This window comes from Bacteroides xylanisolvens (genome assembly GCF_018289135.1).
In the GTDB taxonomy this organism is placed as follows: domain Bacteria; phylum Bacteroidota; class Bacteroidia; order Bacteroidales; family Bacteroidaceae; genus Bacteroides; species Bacteroides xylanisolvens.
The window spans coordinates 2772424-2793072 of sequence record NZ_CP072216.1 but is presented as its reverse complement, the minus strand read 5'-3'; the positions used below and the strand labels follow the sequence as shown (position 1 = coordinate 2793072).

The following is a 20649-nucleotide window of genomic DNA, read 5'->3' as shown; positions in this document are numbered from 1 at the left end:
TTGAATGTCAGATAGGATAATTGGGCGTGTTCCCTTTTCATTTCGAATGGGTATATTGTTCAGCAGCCTTTTTTAGTTTCCTACCCATCAATTCTACCAGAGTCTTCGGATAAAGAACTTGTATTCCCTCGGCATATCCGAAGAATACTCGTTCTAACTCATGGTTGATGACGACTTCAATTTCCAGTATGACACTTCCGTCAGCTAATCTTTCCACCACTTGCTGGCTGCGGTGTATAGGCTTGGTTATGATGTAAGGTGCTTCGGCAGCCGCTACCTTGAAACCGACTTTCTCCGCTACACTTCCAGTGTTTTTAGTGACTCCTACCAGATCATCGAAGAACGTGTTCGGATCGAAGAACGTATTTTTTATGTAATGTTCTTGTGGCAGAACCTCCAATGATTGTATTCTGTCCAAAGCTAAATTTTGCAAGATCCGTCCGTTTCCTCTGACACCATAAACGAACCATCGGTTGCGATACTCTTTTAATAGATAAGGATAAAAAATAAAGCTGTTGGCCGAACGTGCCTTGAACGAACGATATTTGAGCTGTATCGGATGCTCGTTTACAATCGCGTGATAGATCGTATCCAGATAATCCAGTCCTTTCAATGATTCATTCTTTTCAAAGTCAATGACAGGAGTGGTTTTCATCCGGGCAGAAGCAACGTGATCTTCCAGGCGGTTGATAATATCGCTCATTTCCGTAAAATAGGAGAAGCCTTTAAACTGCCTCAACACTTCCACTGCTTCCGACATCGTTTTCAGGTCTTGTTCGTTCAGCGGAGTTTGTGTAATGCTGTATTCCGGATCTTCGTATTTATAGTATTTATTTTCGTACACCACAATCGGAGCGTTATAACCCAGCTTCTCGCTGCGCATCATCTGTATATCCATTTGTACCGTACGTTTGCTTATGCCTTTATCGATGCCTTCGTATTCATAAAGGGCATCCGAGCAAGCATCTACCAAATCTTCCAACGTCCAGCGTCGATAAGGATTACGCAGACAGTTATCAATTGTTTTATAACGGATTAAGGCATTTCTATTTGCTGGCATAAGTAGAAGAATAAAGATTGGCTTCAAAAGTAGAAAAATAAATTCAGGAAAACAAAGAGGTTACAGGTCTTTATTCTTGGATGATAAAAGAAAATTCTTAGGATTTGTATCAAATTTGATACCCTTTGAAACAAAGTTTATAGGCGAAGGCGAAGATACCCCCTATCTTTGCCTTCGTCTATTTTGGATTAAAAGCTTGTATAAACTAGGAATACTTTGTTGCCATGAAAACAAACCCTTGGATGAAACTATGTAAAGGTGCAATACTTGCATTGGCAGTCTCTTACGGACTGACTTATTGCCACACCACTAAAAGCAAGTTGACCTTGGAACAGAAAGGGGATAGCCTGACTGTCATCCACATTACCAATCCGACTAATTATATATTGCTTCCTATAGAAGAGGAAGCTGCGGAAAGTCAGGTTCTGCTTGATACCGGAGAGGCTGCGGATACCGATATGGATATTCGTCTGGCACAGACTCAAGTGGACTATTTTGTTCCCTTTGCTTTGCCTGCCGGAGCGAAGGCTGCCACCGTCCGTGTTCGTAATAAATCAAAGGATGCACTTTGCTGGAAAGAAATCAAGCTATCTGATACTTTTGATACAGCCAATACGGAAAAGTTCCGCCCTGTTTACCATCATACTCCTCTCTATGGCTGGATGAATGATGCCAACGGATTGGTGTATAAAGATGGAGAATATCATTTGTATTTTCAATATAACCCTTACGGTTCTAAATGGGGAAATATGCATTGGGGACATTCTGTCAGTAAGGACCTTGTACATTGGGAACATTTGGCCCCAGCTATTGCCCGTGATACATTGGGACATATCTTTTCCGGCAGCTCTATTGTCGATCAGGAGAATGTAGCGGGGTATGGAGTAGAGAGCATCCTGGTTTTTTATACTTCTGCCAGTGACAAAAACGGGCAGGTCCAATGTCTTGCTTTTAGCAAGGATAATGGACGGACATTTATTAAATATGAGAAGAACCCCATCTTGTGCCCTGCTGATGGTTTGAGAGATTTCCGTGACCCAAAAGTGTTCCGGTATGAACCGGAAGATAAATGGGTGATGATTGTCTCCGCCGATAAAGAAATGCGTTTCTATGACTCTAAGAATCTGAAGGACTGGAACTATATGAGTAATTTCGGAGAAGGATACGGGGTACAACCTTGTCAATTTGAATGTCCGGACATGGTGGAACTTCCGGTGGATGGAGATCTGAACCGTAAGAAATGGGCATTGATAGTGAACGTCAATCCAGGATGTTATTTCGGAGGAAGTGCCACTCAATACTTTACAGGAGACTTTGATGGAAAGAAATTCAGTTGTGACAGTCAGCCGAATGTCACGAAATGGTTGGATTGGGGCAAAGATCACTATGCTACCGTTTGTTTCTCAAACACTGGAGAACGAACGATTGCTGTTCCTTGGATGAGTAACTGGCAATATTGTAATATTGTTCCGACAAAGCAATTCCGTAGTGCTAACGCTTTGCCGCGTGAGTTAAGTCTTTATACACAAGACGGTGAAATTTATCTTTCAGCAGCTCCGGTACCGGAGATAAAGACTCTGCGAAAAGAAAAGAAAGAAATTCCGGCATTTACGGTTGCCAATGATTATCATATTGATTCTTTATTGGCTGATAATGATGGTGCTTATGAACTGGCATTGGAAATTACCGTCGGGGAAGCGGAGATTATGGGATTCAGCCTCTTTAATGATAAAGGGGAAAAGGTGGATATCTACTTCAATCTTCCGGAAAAGAGATTGGTTATGGACCGGACGAAAAGTGGTATCGTGGATTTCGGAAAGAAGAGTGTACCTCATGAAATAGAGGTTCACGACCGTAGAAAGACGACTTCCATCAATTATATAGATGATTTCGCATTAGCTACCTGGGCACCGATAAAGAAAGAGAATAAATATACGTTGGATGTCTTTGTTGATAAATGTTCTGTAGAAATATTCCTGAATGGAGGAAAGGTAGCAATGACTAATCTTATCTTTCCATCGGAACCATACAACCGTATGTGTTTTTATAGCAAAGGAGGTTCATTTCAAGTAGATTCATTCAATGCGTATCGGTTGGGTTTATAATAGAAGTAGAAGTTACACAATAGATGTTTGCATAGATTCAGTGAAAGCAACAAGTATTGATTGCTTTTTAAGGATTCATAGGTTAGATTTATAAGTTAGGTTTTGTAGATTAGAATTAGGTGTTTGGTAGCTGTCAGATGTGAAATCCGGCAGCTACTTTTTATTCATCAATTATTCATCAATTTCAATTGTATATCCTCCTTGGAATATCTCTTCCGGTTGTAAGTGCTGTATCCAGTCTTTATCTTTATATTCACCAGTATAATGTGCGCGGTCGCAACGTCCGTACCAAGGTTCGATGCAGACGAAAGGAGCATTCTTTGCAGGTGGAGACCAAAGACCGACTACCGGAGCGTTAAAATGTAAACTAAGATAAGCCTGTTTCTCTTTATTATATAAGGTAACTTTACGGACCTGTTCATTTTCCAGTATCAAAGCATCTTTATCAAAAGTATGCGTGTCCAGTGGTAATAATCCGTCTGTCAACTCTAAAGAATATTCTGTGGAAGGATCAGCGCATCCCTTTTCTGAAATGAGAATATATTTCAAACCGTTTTCCTTGTCAAATCCGAAGAACCCTCTTTCAGAATTGCTTGCATCGAACTCCGGCCAATAGAAAGCTGGATGTGCCCCAATCTGAAAATACATATCCTTTTCACCGCTATTCTTTACTTCCCACATAACCTCAATTTTCTTTCCCTGGATGCGATAGCCTATTTCCAGACAGAATGAAAAAGGGTATTTATGCAAAGTTTCTTCATTGCTGACAAGGCGGTAACGTACTTCATCCTCTTTTTCAGAAATAAGAGTAAATTCCATGTCACGGGCAAAACCATGTTGAGTAAGCGTATAAGGAATCCCTTCATTCCGATACTCATTTTCCCATACGCTCCCTACAATCGGGAATAGGACAGGAGAGTGTCGCTTCCAAAAAGCAGGATCGGCTTGCCACAGATATTCTTTTCCATTGGCGACGATGCTGCAGAGTTCAGCTCCGTGAGGAGATACTTGAATCGTGAGTTGTTTGTTGGAGATTGTTTTCATATCGTTGATTTTTTCAGTTGACTACAACCAGTAGTTAACTCCATTTTTTAAGTTCTTATCACCTGCAAAGGTAATATTTTCCATACTTACTGGAGAATAGATATTCTATAATTCTTCTATTTCGAAGAATAATGTATAAAACCCTATAAAATAGCGTTCTATGCAACAAATGTTATAGCCTTTGAAACATTTTTTTCAGTCGTTTGATATAAATCAACCGTAATTTGCATCATCGATTTAGTAAAATTCGTACTTTTAATTTAATAACATCAAACTAATGCTTAGTATTATGAAGAACAAAAAACTTCTTTGTAGCGTTTGTTTCCTGTTTACTTTCATGTCAGTCCTTTGGGGGCAAAACATAACAGTGAAAGGAAACGTTACTTCAAAGACTGATGGTCAACCAATTATTGGTGCTTCCGTAGTGCAAAATGATTCTAAATCAACTGGAACTATCACAGATTTGGATGGTAACTTTACTCTTAGTGTACCAACGAATGCATTATTGGCAATTTCTTATATAGGATATAAAGAAGTAATTATTGCCGCTAAACCTTCATTGAAGATAGTGATGGAAGAGGATGCTAAGATGATTGACGAAGTGGTTGTGACAGGTTATATGGCTGAAAAGAAAGCCAGTCTGACAGGTTCGGTAGCTGTAGTGAAGATGAAAGAGGTGGCTGACATACCTACTGGTAATGTGATGTCAGGTTTGCAGGGACGTGTAGCCGGTATGAACGTAACAACTGATGGTAAACCCGGAGGTGGTAACACAGATACTAAGTTACGTGGTATTACTACCATCAACAATTCTTCTCCTCTTTATGTAATAGACGGTGTTCAGACACATGATAATGTGGCTTCTATTATCTCATCCAATGATGTTGAATCCATTCAGGTGTTGAAAGATGCAGCTTCGGCTGCCATTTATGGTGCGCAAGCTGCCAATGGTGTCATTATTATCACCACAAAACGTGCTAAGGAAGGCGATGTAAAAGTAAGTTTTGATATGTCGCTCACTGCCCAGACTTTTACTGGTGGTATTGATATGCTTGACGCTTACCAATGGGGTGATGTGTATTGGCAGGCTTATAAAAATACTTTTGGAACCAATCCCAATAGTGTAGTATATGGAAATGGAGAAAAGGCCCAACTGCAAGAATATTATTTTGACCAGAATGGAGTGAAAATAAAGTCGGGCAACACTGATTGGGCAAAGGAAATATTTGGTACGGCTTTAATGCAAAATTATAATCTTTCTCTTTCTAAAGGGTTTAAGGATGGGAATGTGGCTCTTACCTTAAATTATATGAATCAGGATGGTCTTTGCCGTAATACAGACTACGAACGTTTTAATTCGCGTTTAGCCTCTAATTTTCGCTTTGTAGATGGTAAAGTGCGTGTGGGTGAAAGTATTTCGGTGAATCACTGGTTGGAGCATCTTAATCCTGCCGGTATAGAAGAATTGGTTATTGCCCAGCATCCGGCCATTCCTGTGTATGATGAAAATGGAGGGTATGCCGGTGGCTATGTGGATATATTGGGGGATAAGCCGAATGCCATTCGCTTGACAGACAATGAAGCCAATAATCGTCACAAAAGTTGGCGTATCTTTGGCAATGTTTATTTGGAAGTGGAACCCATTAAAAATCTAGTGTTGAAGAGTCAATTTGGTTTGAACTATACTACCGGTTTCAACTCAACTTTCGTCCCCAAATGGAGTGAAGCCGATCGTAAGGTAGATGTAAATGAACTGACCGTACGACAAGATAATAGCGTGCAATGGGTATGGTCGAACACTGCCAATTATAGCATAGACCTTGGGAAGAACAATATCAGTGCAGTGATAGGAACTGAAGCTAAGAAAGAGAATGGTGAACATTTACAGGGATATGGTCGCGGATTGGTGATAGAAGATCTCGATTATCGTTACTTAGACACTGTAACTGAAGGAAAAAGTGTGAGTAACAATGCGTCTACCTATGCTATGGTCTCTTACTTTGGTAAGGTGAACTATGCGTTCGATGATAAATACCTTATATCAGGAACAGTGCGTCGTGATGCCTCTTCACGTTTCGGTAAAGGGAATAATTCTGCTATCTTTCCTTCAGTATCAGCCGGTTGGAGAGTATCGCGTGAAAAATTTATGGAATGTACGCAAAACTGGCTTTCAGATCTTAAATTGCGTGCATCGTGGGGGATAAATGGTAATGATCAGATTGATAACAATGCTACTTACAACCTCTATTACACTAACATGTCCAATGGCTCATACAATTTCAATGGGGATGGTACAACGGTATTGCCCGGAGTACAGAAAGACCGTTCGGGTAACAACGACCTGAAATGGGAAGAGACCAAACAACTGAACTTTGGTATTGATGCTGCTTTCTTTGACAACCGTTTGGGACTGACACTGGATTATTTTCAAAAAAAGACTACTGGTATGTTAATCCAGAAACCTTATATAGGAGTGATCGGTGAAGGTGGATATAAATGGTACAATGCTGCCAGTATGGATAATAGCGGTGTGGAAGCAACCTTTACTTGGCGAGATGAAATAAAGGATTTCAAGTATGATATTTCGTTCAACCTTTCCTATTATAAAAATGAAATTACCGAACTTCCGGATGTAATCAAATATACTTGGGGAGGTGGTAATGGTGTGGACAAAACTATTGTAGGTCAACCTTACGGATCATGGATGTCCTATAAAGCTGATGGTGTATTCAAAACAAAACAGGAGGTATATGAATACCTAAGTAAATATGATGTACAGATTGGTGCTCCCGGCGTAGGACGTATTCGCTACAAAGACCTTAACGGTGATAACATTATCAATACTGCTGATATGGATTGGCAAGGGAGTGACCAACCTAGATTTATTGGTGGTTTGAACATCGGTGCATCTTACAAAGGATTTGACCTTTCTGTATTCTTCAATGGTATGATTCGCGATGCATGGAACAATTCCAAGTTTTATACCGACCTTTTTCAAGGTTGGACAGGTAATCACTCTGTACGTTTGATGGATGCAATGCATGCTTGGAATGCTTATGAGCAAACCGGAGTTTATAATTGTGATATCCCTGCATTGACTGTGGTTGATAATAATGTAGAAACACGCAGTTCCACTTTCTTTATTGAAGATGGTTCTTATGTGAAGTTGAAAACTTTAACTGTGGGTTATACTTTCCCGGATAAGTGGATTAAGAAAGCGCATCTTTCCAATTTGCGTTTGTATCTGCAAGCACAGAACGTTTTTACGCTGACTAATTATACGGGGGCCGACCCGGAAGGATTGGGCTATTCATATCCCCAACCTCGTACCTATACATTTGGTCTATCACTTGGTTTTTAATTTTTATTCTAAATACAGAACATTATGAAATTGAAATATATCTTTGCAGTAGGTGTGATGGCACTATTGGCAAGTTGCGATGAGAGTCGTTTTCTAGATATTAAACCTCAGGGTACACTCAATGACGATTTGTTATCATCGGCCGATGGTGTAGAGCTTTTGGTTACTTCAGCTTATGCCGGATTGAAAGGTCCTAATCGTGATATGCACTGGGTGCCGATGACCAATTGGACGTATGGTGAAGTACGTTCGGATAATGCCTACAAAGGTGGTGGCGGTGTAAATGATGGAGACTTTTGTACGCTGCTTGAAACCTTTAAAATAGATGCTACATGGAGCAATGCCGACGAAAAATGGTTTCAACTTTATTGTTGCTTGCAACGTTGTAACAGCGCATTGCGGGTAATGAATACGCTTGATGAGAATGCTTTGCCGATGATTAAAAGTCGTAAAGCCGAAATGAAAGTGATTCGTGCACACTTCTTCTTTGAACTGGTTCGCCTTTTCAAGCAAGTACCTTATTTTGATGAGAATGTGGAAAATGATGACTATAAGTACATCCCCAACAATCAGTTTACCCGTGAAGAACTTCTGGGTAAAATAGCACAAGAATTTCTTGATGCTGCTAACGATTTGCCTGATACTCAATCTCAAGTAGGGCGTGTCACTAAGAACATTGCTTATGCTTATGCTGCCAAAGCTAGACTTTATCAGGCTTACCGACAAGATGATAATAACCAAGTGGTTGCTATTGATAAACAATTGTTAGCTGAAGTGGTGACTCTTTGCGACAAAGTAGGTGCGCAAGGAAAGGCATATACTCTTTTGAACGATTTTCAGAAACTTGATCAATTGGAATATGAAAATGGGGTAGAGTCTGTGTTTGCCGTACAATATTCGATGGATGATGAAACCGATGGTGCCGGGAATATAAACTGGAGTAATCTGTTGAATGCTCCTAAAGGTCCTTATGGTGGTGACGGATTTTTCTTACCCAGTCAGAACTTGATCAATGCCTATAAGACAGATAACTATGGATTGCCTTTGTTTGATACTTTCAACGCCGATGACTATGGAATATACGAAGGAAGTGAGCTCACCAACATTGATGCAACTGTGGATCCTCGTTTGGATTTCGTTACCGGTCGTCCTGGTATCACTTGGAAAACATATACCGTTGAGCCTTGTAAAGCAAACTGGATACGTAACAGCGGTGAATATGGCTTTAATTGTACAAAGCGCTTCTACATCTCGCCTGAAAGTGAAGATATGTTCCAAGGTTGGCCTTGGGGAGCTTCTCATCTCAACTGGCAGATAATCCGCTATGCTGATGTATTGTTATGGAAGGCTGAAGCCTTGATAGAGATTGGCGAAGCTACCGGACTGGAAGAGGCTCGCAAAATTATTAACCGTATTCGTCTGCGTGCCAAAAATAGTCCTTATGTAAAAGACTTTAAACATTCCGAACAGGATGCAGCTAATTATCTGATAGGCGAATATCCTGCTGAGGGCTGGAGTCAGGACTTTGCCCGCAAGGCATTACGTTGGGAACGCCGTATGGAGTTTGCTATGGAAGGTGACCGTTTCTTCGACTTGGTACGTTGGGGGATTGCTGCGGAAACCATGAACAGTTACATTAGTGTGGAGCAGAATAAGCGCGTTTATTATCGTGGTGCTCGCTTTGTTCGTGGTAGAGATGAATATTTGCCTATTCCCAATGCACAATATAACTTCTCTGAAGGCAATTATGTGCAGAATCCCGGATATGGTAAGTTTAACTAGTATAAATTCCTTAAATATAAATATGATGAAAATAAAAAGATATTTGCTTAGCACTTTCTGTCTGTGTTTGTTCACGGCTTGCGATAGTGATGATAATCTGTTGTGTTATGGCACTCATACTGAAATCGAAGGCGATGTTACCACATTCGGAGCTGTTGGCGATGGAAAGACGGATTGTTCGAAAGCCATTAATAGTGCTATTGCTTCCTTGCCTTCCGAAGGGGGAGTAGTGGTTATTCCTGAAGGTGATTTTGTGCTCGACGCTCCCATTGTGATTAATAAGCACAATGTGACATTCAAAGGGTTGAATCCCGGTATGCGTAGCAATATTGATGTGAATGGAATAAATGAGTTGTTGGGCCCTGGTGGCGGAAGTAAATTGGTGGCGCGTAATGCCGAAGCTGCTATAAAAGTAGAGACAGGCGTGAAGGGTGTAAAGATTATGAACCTGATGGTGTCCGGTGGTACGGAAGCTAAGAACATCGGCATACACTTTGCCGGTACGAGTGATGATGGAATGCTTTCTAATATTATTGGTATAAATTTGCATACAGGCGTCAAGATAGAACAAGCGAAAAACATGCAGATAATCAATTGCTGGGTATGTGAGCTTCCCAATAGTATGGTGCTGATTGGTGGCGAGAATATTAATATCAAGAATTGCCAACTGGGTGCTCAGCCCACTGGCATAACCTGTAAGGCGCAGGGAGTGAACAAACTTTCGTTTGTTAATAATCAGGTCTATCCTGACGGGCGTGAAAATTTAGTGCTTGATGGTTGTAATAACTGTATTGTTGAAGGTAATAATTTTAAAAGCTACTACAATGGTATTCTCGTGTTGAGTGGTAATGATAATCGGGTAAATAAGAATATTTTTTGGCTTACCGGAGCTCTTCAAAATCAGATGCTTGACCATGGTGATGACTTTGGCATAATCAATGTAAAGGGTAACAACAATATGTTTGTATCCAACAGTTTGTCATGTGAATGGGCTTATACTGATGCTGTGGCCGTAAATGCTACTCAAGGAACAGGAAATGTGTTCAAAAACTGCTTTATAGATAATTTGGAGAGTTATCGGGTATTCCTGGTGAACTCAGGAACTGAAGTTTCTAATTGTGTATCATCTGATAAGGTGAGCATAGTAGAATAACCTCCTCAACATACACCATTATTAATATAGTAACACCATGAAGATAAATAAATTCTTAATAAGCGGAATGCTCCTGATGTTGGGCACATCTTGCAGCAATGACGATACCTATACTCTCTGTGATGAATGTAACGGTCAGAAGATTATAGACATAACCCAATTCGGACTTCCAACCGATGGGTCCACTGATTGTGCTGATCTTATAAATGCTATTATAGCCGATCTTCCGCCCGAGGGAGGAACGATACTTATTCCCGAAGGTACTTTTCGTTTGGATAGTCCCATTCAACTTACGCGTAATTTCGTAACATTGAAAGGTGTGAACGATGAAGCGGTTACTGCTGCTGCCGATACGCGGGAAAGTCGTCTGGTGCTTGGAAATGCCGAATATGCGTTACACGTTGCCCCTGTTGCCGATATAGACGGACGCAAAAACCGCATTAGCGGTGTGGAGGTAAACGGACTTACGCTTGTGGGGAAGGGGGACCATCAGGGAACCGGAATTTATGTAGAACATGATAATGACCGCCTGCACTTCTTCAATATTAAAATGGAAAATATGTACCAGGGCATTAAACTCCAAGGGTGTGACGCCATAACATTAGCTCGGATAGATGCAACCGATGTAGTGAATGGCATTGATATGAATGGTGGCATACAGAATATGGTAACCAATTCTGTATTCGGCTCAACACAGGGCGGTGTAACGGCACGTATTTCCGGAGAAAGTAATCTGATATTTTCTCACAACAAACTAACGGCAAATGATGATCGCTGTGCTAATTTTATAGGTTGTAACCGGGTGAATATCTCGGATAATGAATTTACAGGAAACAAAATGACTTTCTTTGATATAAGCGGACAAAACAATCTGATAAGCGATAACTTGTTCACTGTAAACAGAAGCGAAAATCAACTCAATGGCAAAGAAGCAGACTATGGCGTGATTCATGTGAAAGGCGAATATAATCATTTCACATCGAACACCATTCAGGTGTCTTGGAGTGACAATATAGAAAACCCTGTGACTGTAAATGCTGCGGAAGGTGAAAATAATCGTTTCGCAAGTTTCACGATAGAGAATACGAGCAGCAATCAGGTATTTTATATCAGCGAGTCGTCCGAAGTGATAGATTGTGGAGTGACGGAAGAAAATATAAAGGTGAAACCTTCCGAAGCGCAGGATTTGACAAATGCAGCTTACGTGATAACGTATGATACTCCCGAAGAGATAGAAGATGATGATGAAAAAGCTTCCTATGCGTGGTTCAAGAAGCAATTTGTAAATGGTAAAGTCATTACTTCCGCTACATTGACTGATGAGGACCTTTCTGCTTATGATGTTATTTGGGTACATATAGACCGTGTCGGCATTGGAGCAGGATGGGATAAATTACCTTTGTCTGCTGATGCAATTGCCGCGTTGGCTACTTATTATAAGAATGGCGGAAATCTGTTCTTAAGCAATCATGCGACTCAATTGGTTGTACCATTTGGACGTACCGAACGGCTACCAGGAATATTTGCAGATGGTGAAGGAGGAGATGGGGCAGACATTTGGACAATTAATGCCAATATCGGAATGGAGTATGATCATCGGGCTCATCCGGTTTTTGCTGGTATGGTTACTTCTTCCCAATTCCCCCATGAAACATTCCCGTTGATCGGGCCTGGACGGCGTGAAGACCATAACTGTATGTGGGACTTGAATTCTTATGGCTTCCCCGCTCTTTATCCCAATGCAGGAAATGTGGTGAAAGCGTTTGAAGAAGAAAATAAAGCTACCGTTTTGGCGACTTGGGGACACGTAACGGATTATTGTTGTGCCGGAATGGTAGAGTTTGCTCCGACAGCGGAATATCAAGGTACATGTATAGCTCTCGGTCTGGCTGCTTACGAATGGAATCAGAATAGTAATATAAACGTTTATCAAGATAATATTGTGCTCATGACGAAGAATATATTACATTATCTAAGCGCTAAGAAATAGATCGGTAACATTTTTTTTATCTTTTGAAACAAAAGTGATAGGTGTAACTATCCGTTGCACCTATCTTTGCATGGTGACAAATAGAAGACATTGAATATTAATAATTAACTCTAATACCATCTGACATGAATGTATTATTCTCGTTTAAACAAGTACAGACCTTTTTGACTATTCTGGTTATGATGATTTTCTCATTTTTGGATGCTTCGGCCGATACTTCTTCCTTATTAATAAAAGATTTGGGTGAAGGACATTGCCTGGTACAGATAAATACAAATCAACGTTATTTGCTTTTACCTGTAGAGGAGGTAATGCCTGATGTACGTGTCAGCATGATCGTTAATAATAAAGAGGTGAATGTTGCGGATGTTCGTCTGGCAGTGAACAGAGTGGACTATTTTGTTCCGCTGGATCTTTCGGCTTATGCTGGTAAAAACATACTGTTGAAATTTAAATTAGGCTCGAATGATCCTATACGGGGGAAACTTTCTGCTGTTTGTTGCAAGGAAATGAAATTGTCCGACACGTTCGATACGGGCAACCGTGAAAAGTTCCGTCCTACTTATCATTTCTCACCTCTTTATGGGTGGATGAATGATCCTAATGGAATGGTATATAAAGACGGTGAATACCACCTTTTCTATCAATACAATCCTTATGGTTCCAAATGGGGAAATATGAGTTGGGGACATGCTATCAGCCAAGATCTTGTAAACTGGAAACATCTTCCTGTAGCTATTGCTCCCGATGCATTGGGGACAATTTTCAGTGGCTCGGCAGTTGTCGATTTTGATAATACAGCCGGTTTTGGTGCAGGTGCCATTATCGCCATCTATACACAAAACAGTGACCGACAAGTACAAAGCATTGCTTACAGTACTGACAACGGACGTACTTTCACCAAATATGAGAATAATCCGGTACTGACGTCCGAAGCGCGTGACTTCCGCGACCCGAAAGTATTTTGGTATGAAAACACCAAACGCTGGATCATGGTATTAGCAGTAGGGCAGGAGATGCAGATATTCTCTTCTCCTAATCTGAAAGATTGGACCTTTGAAAGTCGTTTCGGTGAAGGGCAAGGTGCACATGGTGGTGTTTGGGAATGTCCCGATTTGTTTGAACTTCCAGTAGAAGGTACCAATGATAAGAAATGGGTGCTGCTTTGTAATTTGAATCCCGGAGGTCCTTTCGGAGGAAGTGCTACTCAATATTTTGTAGGCTCCTTCAACGGAAAAGAGTTTGTAAACGAATTCCCTTCCAAAACCAAATGGATGGACTGGGGAAAAGACCATTACGCCACCGTAACTTGGAGCGATGCTCCCGACAACCGCCGTATCGCTATCGCATGGATGAGCAACTGGCAATACGCAAACGATGTTCCTACCTCCCAATACCGTAGCCCGAATTCCGTTCCCCGTGACTTGAGCCTGTTTACCGTAGATGGTGAGACTTACCTCCAATCAGCTCCCTCTCCCGAACTGCTGGCTTTGCGTGATGCTTCCAAGAAACGCTCGTTCAAAGTAAACGGAACACGCACAATCAAAGAAATGATTCCCGGCAATGACGGTGCATACGAAATAGAATTGACAATCGAAAATCAACGTGCAGACGTAATCGGCTTCCGTCTCTACAATGACAAAGGCGAAGAAGTGGATATGCAGTATGACATGAAAGAAAAGAAATTCTCAATGGATCGTCGCAAGAGCGGAGAGGTCAGCTTCAATGAGAATTTCCCGATGTTGACCTGGACAGCAATTGAACAAGGTGGAAACGAGGAACAAGGCGGCAAAGAGGCATTGAAACTCCGTCTGTTTGTGGATAAATCCAGTGTGGAAGCCTTTGGAAATGGTGGACGTTTTGTGATGACCAATCAGGTATTCCCTTCGGAACCTTACAATCATATCAACTTTTACAGTAAAGGAGGAGCTTATAAAGTAGATTCGTTTGTGGTTCATAAGTTGAAGCCATAAATATCTCTTGTTCGCCCTATGCGCTCTTTATTTGTTTCCCTATGGATGAATACATCTTTCCTTAAGGGATAGTAGGTGGATAGTAGGGATATACTTGTGTTAAACCTACGGTATTACTGATTCGTCACGGCCGTGACGAATTCCTACCACGGCCGTGGTAAGTTAGTAATACCGTAGCTTCAAGGTTACTATGCCGTAGGTTTAAGATAAAGATACCGTAGGCTTGAGGTATTGATGCAATAAGGAGAGCGTGATTCATATAGGCGACGAACAGATAACTAACGGTAAGTACCCACACGACTAACATCAGATTGTAAATTGAATCATATAACTGCATGATATAAATAGAATAAGTACTCATGCAAAATATAATTTTATATTATTAGGCACGGATTACGCGGATTAGACGGTTGCTATCTGATAGCCATCATTCAAGAAGCCGTGTAATCCGCCTAATCCGTGCCTAAATTTATGATATAAACAAATGATGATAACATATTTAGATAAAAAAAACAATGGAAAACAGTAAAAACTCTTCCCTTTCCAAACTAATCCCGGTGATGCTTTGCTTCTTTGCCATGGGATTTGTTGACCTGGTAGGCATTGCCTCCAATTATGTAAAGGCAGACCTCGGTCTGTCGGACTCGCAGGCGAATATCTTCCCTTCACTGGTATTCTTCTGGTTTCTGATTTTCTCCGTACCCACAGGCATGTTGATGAGCCGCATCGGTCAGAAGAAAACCGTATTGCTTAGTTTGCTTGTGACTTCTGCTTCTTTGTTATTGCCGGTTTTCGGAGACAGCTATATGCTGATGCTGATTTCTTTCTCCCTTCTGGGCATCGGAAACGCGTTGATGCAGACTTCCCTGAATCCGTTGCTTTCTAACATCGTACGTGGCGACCGTTTGGCAAGTAGCCTGACTTTCGGCCAGTTTGTGAAAGCCATTGCCTCTTTCCTTGCTCCTTATATTGCCATGTGGGGAGCGACACAAGCCATTCCGACTTTCGATTTAGGCTGGCGCATCCTGTTCCCGATTTACATGATTGTAGCCGTTATTGCTATCCTGTTGCTCAATGTCACACAGATTAAAGAAGAAAAAGAAGAAGGCAAACCGTCTACTTTCGGACAATGTCTCGCTTTGCTTGGCAAACCGTTTATCCTGCTTTCTTTTATCGGTATCATGTGTCACGTTGGAATTGATGTGGGAACAAACACCACTGCCCCCAAGATTTTGATGGAACGTCTCGGCATGGGCCTTGATGATGCGGCTTTTGCAACAAGCCTTTATTTCATCTTCCGTACGGCAGGCTGCTTCCTCGGTTCTTTCATTTTACGTAAGATGTCACCGAAGTCTTTCTTCGGCATTAGTGTTGTGATGATGCTGATAGCGATGGCAGGTTTGTTTATGTTCCATGACAAGACAATGATTTATGTATGCATCGGCCTGATTGGTTTCGGCAATTCCAATGTGTTCTCCGTAGTCTTCTCTCAGGCATTGCTTTACCTACCGGGTAAGAAAAATGAAGTTTCCGGTCTGATGATTATGGGACTGTTCGGCGGCACGGTATTTCCGTTGGCTATGGGAGTAGCATCCGATGCCATGGGACAGAGTGGGGCAGTAGCCGTAATGACAGTGGGCGTGCTTTATCTCTTGTTCTATACATTCCGTATTAAAAAATAATTTTATAACTTTGGAAACAATAAAATCCGTAGATCATGAATAATATAATCGTAGGAATGGGCGAAGCACTTTGGGATGTGTTGCCCGAAGGAAAGAAAATAGGTGGTGCTCCGGCAAACTTTGCCTATCATGTATCACAGTTTGGTTTTGATAGTCGCGTGGTGAGTGCCGTGGGCAAGGATGAGTTGGGAGACGAGATTCTATACGTATTCAACGAGAAGAAACTGAAAACGCAGATTGAACAAGTGGATTATCCTACCGGTACGGTACAGGTAACACTGGATAACGAGGGAGTGCCTTGTTACGAAATCAAAGAAGGCGTGGCATGGGATAACATACCTTTCACGGATGAACTGAAACGTTTGGCATTGAGTACGCGTGCCGTTTGCTTCGGTTCCCTGGCTCAACGTAATGAAGTGAGCCGTGCCACTATCAACCGTTTTCTGGATACGATGCCCGACATAGACGGACAACTGAAAATCTTTGATATTAATCTCCGCCAGGACTTCTACACCAAAGAGGTATTGCGCGAATCTTTCCGCCGTTGCAACATTCTGAAGATAAACGACGAAGAACTGGTGACCATCAGCCGTATGTTTGGCTATCCCGGCATCGACTTACAGGATAAATGTTGGATTCTGTTGGCAAAATACAACCTGAAGATGTTGATTCTGACTTGCGGAATTAATGGCAGTTATGTGTTTACCCCGGGTGTTGTCTCTTTCCAGGAGACGCCGAGAGTTCCGGTTGCCGATACGGTGGGGGCAGGTGATTCCTTTACGGCTGCTTTCTGTGCTTCCATTCTCAATGGAAAACCGGTACCAGAAGCTCACAAACTTGCCGTTGAAGTTTCTGCTTATGTCTGCACGCAAAGCGGTGCAATGCCCGAACTTCCGCAGGTTTTGAAAGACAGGCTGATGTAATTTCTCTATTGATGTAAATGTAGGGACGAAAAGAATCCAAAAGTGAAAATCCTTCTTACTACGGTATGTTGTAGTAAGGAGGATTTTTTTAATTCAAATCTTTTCGGATATCACCTCTTTTCTTCTCTTTTTATTGTTGGATTTTTAGCTAATTGTATATCTTTGCACGATTCACAAGATAATAACTAAAAAGAGAATGGTTCTTCGTCAAATTTGGTGGTACTTCTTCTATTGTGAATAAAGAATCTTGGCTCTCAGTAGTTTACTTCCTGCCCTATTGTACATCTGCCTTTTTACCGCTTTAATTTTATTCACTGTCCCCTCCAGTAATCCGTTATTAAAGGGGATATCAATAGCTGCCTGTACTGCCTCCCAGTCTTTTTCAATACCATATGCAAAGTTCGTCAGTGCCATATTCCGTGTTGCCTTCGCTTTTTCAATCCACTTTCTAATATCCTTATCATAAGTGTTCCCATTAATCATATCTCTGAAATTCTGACACACGCTTAAGAGTTCTTTTATCTGTGGTGAGGACTTATACAGTTCCGCTAGTTTAGGATTATCCGATTCTCCCTTTAGAATGTATTTGCGTATCTGATTCTGTGAAACTCTCTGTGTTTTACTTCCGTTTTCAATGCTCTCATTATGCTCCTTGACTTCTTTCCTCTTTTGTTGATACATTTTTCGCAAGCTGGATGTTATCCTTCCAATAAGTGCGCCACTGATTTTACTTCCCATTTTTTGTGCCAATATATTTCGGGTAATACAGCCCGCACTAATGATTGTAGCCAGTTCGGATACATATTTAAGAGCTGTCTTCTGTTGCTCATTCAAGTATGCCCCTATTCTCCTGTTGTGAATGAGCTTATAAATGTAGCGACTTTTCTTGCCTAAATGTGCGGCTGTCTGCTCAATGGTCATCCCCTGCATTTTTAAGTTCAGGCTTTCCCTGTATATCTTCAATTTTTCTCTGTGTCGGACATCTCCCATGTTAAATATGTCCTGAAGAATTAACGAAGAAGCCGTGTCTCTGTCAGGATATTCGTATTTGAGCTTTTGCTTAGTCTGACGAATCATTTTCTCTATTTCCGGTATCATTGTGTCCGTCATATTCTTGGTTAGATGGAACCGGTCGCAGATTTGTGTAACACCAGGGATTATTCTGTTTATAGCCTCTGTGAAACATCTTCCACGGTCTCTCGTTATATATTGTATTTGAGGATTCCGGGCGAGCCAGTTATCAAGCGCTTCTCCGCTTCTATCCTCTAACAAAGTAATAGGCATGTGTGTCATCTGGTCTACGACCACACTCATATAATCCTTACCTTTTTTATAGGCAAAATCATCAATACCTACATAAATACTTTTATTATGCATAGGATTATGTTGCCCGCACTGTTGTAGGATGCGTAAGCAGGAAGAGCTACTGGCCGTTATATGGAACAGCTGCAAAAGAGAAGAGGCCTTTCGGGAAGTAAGTTCCAAGCTTATCGATCTGATGCGTTCCTCAACAAGATAGCTCCGTCTACCATACCGACGAGCCAGAAAAGACAACGGTTCGCAGAATATTTTTTGCGGACAAGAAACATTGTCACAATAATATTTACCAACCTTTATGACTAACTCCAAAGTATGACCGTAAACTTCAAGATCCTGAATATGACGGGAGTAGTAACTGTGCAATCGGTGACTGAAATGTCCGCAATAAGGACAGGAAGCCCCCTTGCCAGCCGTATGTAAAAAGACCGTCAATGAGCCAACAGCTTCAGAGATACCATCTTGTTGCAGATTATCGTAGCCAAGACTGAATCTGAAATCATGGAATAATCCCCTATTTGTAGGAGTATTTTCTTTTTTTGATGTATATTTGTACGTTGTAGATATGGCTTGTTGCATTGTAACTCTTAATGATGTGGTGTCTTTAAAGTTACTAAAAAGCAAACATATCTACAACTTTTTATAGGATTAAGAAAGAAGAAGAGGGAAACCGTCGAAATAAAAAAGAGATTACCACCAAATTTGACGAAGAACCAAGAGAATGTCACATTATGAAACACGTTTCTATTTTATTCCGCTCGAAATGCTGGAATGTATTTTTGCTTCTATGCATAGCCCTTCCCTCATTAGCACAAAAAGAGTTTAAAATCGATCAGGTATCTGTCGTTAATGTAGGCGACGGAAGATTCTTGTACCGAGACTTGATGACGGAAAAACCGCTCAACGGCGAACATCGTATCATTGACGGTTATCACTCTGCGTATATACTGGCCTCTTTTAAAGATGGTTTTTATGATGGCAAATATGAAGAGCATTTGGATAACATTCTGATAAATGAAGGCGTCTACAAAGATGGACGGAAGAATGGCTTATTTAAAATCTATTCTAAGTTTGACGGTAAACTGAAAGAAGAAAAGTCTTATAAGGAAGGAAAGTTGAACGGTACGAGCAAAACGTTCTTTACTGACGGAAAAATAGAAAGTGAGAAAAACTACCGGATGGGCAAGGAGGATGGAAAACATTTGTCGTATGATTATGACGGAACTCTGCGGATGGACCATAATTATAAGGATGGTAAACAAGTAGGGAAACAATATACTTTCATGAAGGGTACTTATGAACTATACGAAACGGTTTATTATAATAACGAAGGGTTGAAGGATGGAGAATATTCGTCCATCTTTACTTTTTGAGCTCCTCATGTATTGGGTAGTTACAAGAATGGGCAGAAGAACGGTCGTTGGACAGAGATTGCAGAGAGTGGCGATACCATTGTAATTGAAACTTATCTGAATGGAAAAGAAGAAGGCCTGCACGTTTCATACAGTGGTGAGACAGGGATGCGTACCAAAGAATATTATCTGAAAAATGACCGCAAGGACGGAATCTATCGTGAATATGACTTGAAAAATGGCGAATTGAAGTACGAGGCAACCTATCAGTTTGGCAGACTGCACGGAAAAGCACGCCAGTTAGTGGTGGACAATCGCTTTGATTATTGGGAAACTTCTACATACGTCAACGGACGGCAAAACGGTCCTTTTGAATCTCGTTATGTGAAGAATAACAAGCTCCGCGAATGTGGAGAATATAAGAACGGTCACCGGGTAGGACGTTGGAAACTTTATACCATTGATGGCAAACTGGAAAGGGAATGGGATGAAAACTAGGTCTTATCAACTGTCATATAGGTTGTAGGTGTTATACAGAGTGCAAGGCGTAGCCGTACAGACATAAAAAAAGGAGCAACGCCTTGCTCCAACCTTTGTTAACCTTAAATCTAATACTATGAAAAACACATTGCAAAGATACGGACTTCTGTTAAATCTGCAAATAATCCAAATAAAAAGAGATGTTTTATAACATTTATTGAGTGTTTGTCTTACGCTTTATACTTTTGTTAATAGTTTCCGGTTGAATATTGGGAACTGTTTTGCATTTCTTTGGAGGGTAATGATGAGAATAATTGGGTGATAGATAGCATACTCACAGTTTTATTTCTTATTTTTGTTCTCAATCGTCCATTTGGGTCATAGAAAGAAATACGAAAAAAATGAGAATGATGGGATATACAAAGTG

Annotated in this window: 11 protein-coding genes and 1 pseudogene; 9 read left to right on the top strand and 3 right to left on the bottom strand. The window is 41.0% G+C overall.

Translation table 11 applies throughout. The annotated features are described in order from the left end of the window. Positions 1–37: 37 nt before the first annotated feature. The gene (locus tag INE92_RS11945) at positions 38–1060 is read right to left on the bottom strand and encodes a helix-turn-helix transcriptional regulator (protein ID WP_015531547.1); all 1023 of its coding nucleotides are present in this window, start codon (positions 1058–1060) and stop codon (positions 38–40) included. A gap of 224 nt (positions 1061–1284) precedes the next feature. Between INE92_RS11945 and INE92_RS11940 the strand changes: the two genes are divergently transcribed. Continuing rightward, positions 1285–3165 (top strand): DUF4980 domain-containing protein, encoded by a 1881-nt coding sequence (locus INE92_RS11940; protein ID WP_015531546.1) that lies wholly within the window; start codon positions 1285–1287, stop codon positions 3163–3165. 171 nt (positions 3166–3336) lie between these two features. On the opposite strand, the gene INE92_RS11935 is transcribed toward INE92_RS11940, so the two are convergent. After that, positions 3337–4209 (bottom strand): aldose 1-epimerase family protein, encoded by an 873-nt coding sequence (locus INE92_RS11935; RefSeq protein WP_015531545.1) that lies wholly within the window; start codon positions 4207–4209, stop codon positions 3337–3339. A gap of 277 nt (positions 4210–4486) precedes the next feature. On the opposite strand from INE92_RS11935, the gene INE92_RS11930 reads away from it, so the two are divergent. From INE92_RS11930 to INE92_RS11900, 7 genes are all read left to right on the top strand, one after another. Then, complete coding sequence (locus INE92_RS11930) at positions 4487–7570, top strand: SusC/RagA family TonB-linked outer membrane protein (RefSeq protein ID WP_134993003.1); 3084 nt, start codon at positions 4487–4489, stop codon at positions 7568–7570. A 24-nt stretch (positions 7571–7594) separates the two neighbouring features. After that, positions 7595–9352, top strand: a complete 1758-nt coding sequence (locus INE92_RS11925) for a RagB/SusD family nutrient uptake outer membrane protein (protein WP_015531543.1) — start codon at positions 7595–7597, stop codon at positions 9350–9352. 22 nt (positions 9353–9374) lie between these two features. Further along, a complete protein-coding gene (locus INE92_RS11920) occupies positions 9375–10505 on the top strand; it encodes a glycosyl hydrolase family 28-related protein (RefSeq protein WP_015531542.1) in 1131 nt (376 codons plus the stop codon). Between the two features lie 37 nt (positions 10506–10542). Further along, positions 10543–12495: a DUF4960 domain-containing protein gene (locus INE92_RS11915; RefSeq protein ID WP_015531541.1), complete on the top strand. Its 1953-nt coding sequence runs from the start codon at positions 10543–10545 to the stop codon at positions 12493–12495. A 125-nt stretch (positions 12496–12620) separates the two neighbouring features. Beyond that, positions 12621–14468, top strand: coding sequence for a DUF4980 domain-containing protein (locus tag INE92_RS11910; RefSeq protein ID WP_004300992.1), 1848 nt, complete (start codon positions 12621–12623; stop codon positions 14466–14468). A gap of 515 nt (positions 14469–14983) precedes the next feature. After that, positions 14984–16150 carry an MFS transporter gene (locus INE92_RS11905; RefSeq protein ID WP_015531540.1) on the top strand — a complete coding sequence of 389 codons (1167 nt, stop codon included), beginning with the start codon at positions 14984–14986 and terminating at the stop codon, positions 16148–16150. A 35-nt stretch (positions 16151–16185) separates the two neighbouring features. Then, positions 16186–17073, top strand: coding sequence for a carbohydrate kinase family protein (locus INE92_RS11900; protein WP_015531539.1), 888 nt, complete (start codon positions 16186–16188; stop codon positions 17071–17073). Between the two features lie 228 nt (positions 17074–17301). Here the strand turns inward: INE92_RS11900 and INE92_RS11895 are convergent, their stop codons facing one another. After that, the gene (locus INE92_RS11895) at positions 17302–18969 is read right to left on the bottom strand and encodes an ISL3 family transposase (protein ID WP_212702040.1); all 1668 of its coding nucleotides are present in this window, start codon (positions 18967–18969) and stop codon (positions 17302–17304) included. A gap of 152 nt (positions 18970–19121) precedes the next feature. Here INE92_RS11895 and INE92_RS11890 point away from each other — a divergent pair. Beyond that, positions 19122–20240, top strand: a pseudogene (locus INE92_RS11890) (toxin-antitoxin system YwqK family antitoxin). The last annotated feature ends 409 nt before the right edge of the window (positions 20241–20649 follow it).

Bases quoted from the DNA above. Each gene is read 5' to 3' on its own strand.
- INE92_RS11945 (WP_015531547.1), bottom strand. From the start codon at position 1,060: ATGCCAGCAAATAGAAATGCCTTAATCCGTTATAAAACAATTGATAAC.
- INE92_RS11940 (WP_015531546.1), top strand. From the start codon at position 1,285: ATGAAAACAAACCCTTGGATGAAACTATGTAAAGGTGCAATACTTGCA.
- INE92_RS11935 (WP_015531545.1), bottom strand. From the start codon at position 4,209: ATGAAAACAATCTCCAACAAACAACTCACGATTCAAGTATCTCCTCAC.
- INE92_RS11930 (WP_134993003.1), top strand. From the start codon at position 4,487: ATGCTTAGTATTATGAAGAACAAAAAACTTCTTTGTAGCGTTTGTTTC.
- INE92_RS11925 (WP_015531543.1), top strand. From the start codon at position 7,595: ATGAAATTGAAATATATCTTTGCAGTAGGTGTGATGGCACTATTGGCA.
- INE92_RS11920 (WP_015531542.1), top strand. From the start codon at position 9,375: ATGATGAAAATAAAAAGATATTTGCTTAGCACTTTCTGTCTGTGTTTG.
- INE92_RS11915 (WP_015531541.1), top strand. From the start codon at position 10,543: ATGAAGATAAATAAATTCTTAATAAGCGGAATGCTCCTGATGTTGGGC.
- INE92_RS11910 (WP_004300992.1), top strand. From the start codon at position 12,621: ATGAATGTATTATTCTCGTTTAAACAAGTACAGACCTTTTTGACTATT.
- INE92_RS11905 (WP_015531540.1), top strand. From the start codon at position 14,984: ATGGAAAACAGTAAAAACTCTTCCCTTTCCAAACTAATCCCGGTGATG.
- INE92_RS11900 (WP_015531539.1), top strand. From the start codon at position 16,186: ATGAATAATATAATCGTAGGAATGGGCGAAGCACTTTGGGATGTGTTG.
- INE92_RS11895 (WP_212702040.1), bottom strand. From the start codon at position 18,969: ATGCAACAAGCCATATCTACAACGTACAAATATACATCAAAAAAAGAA.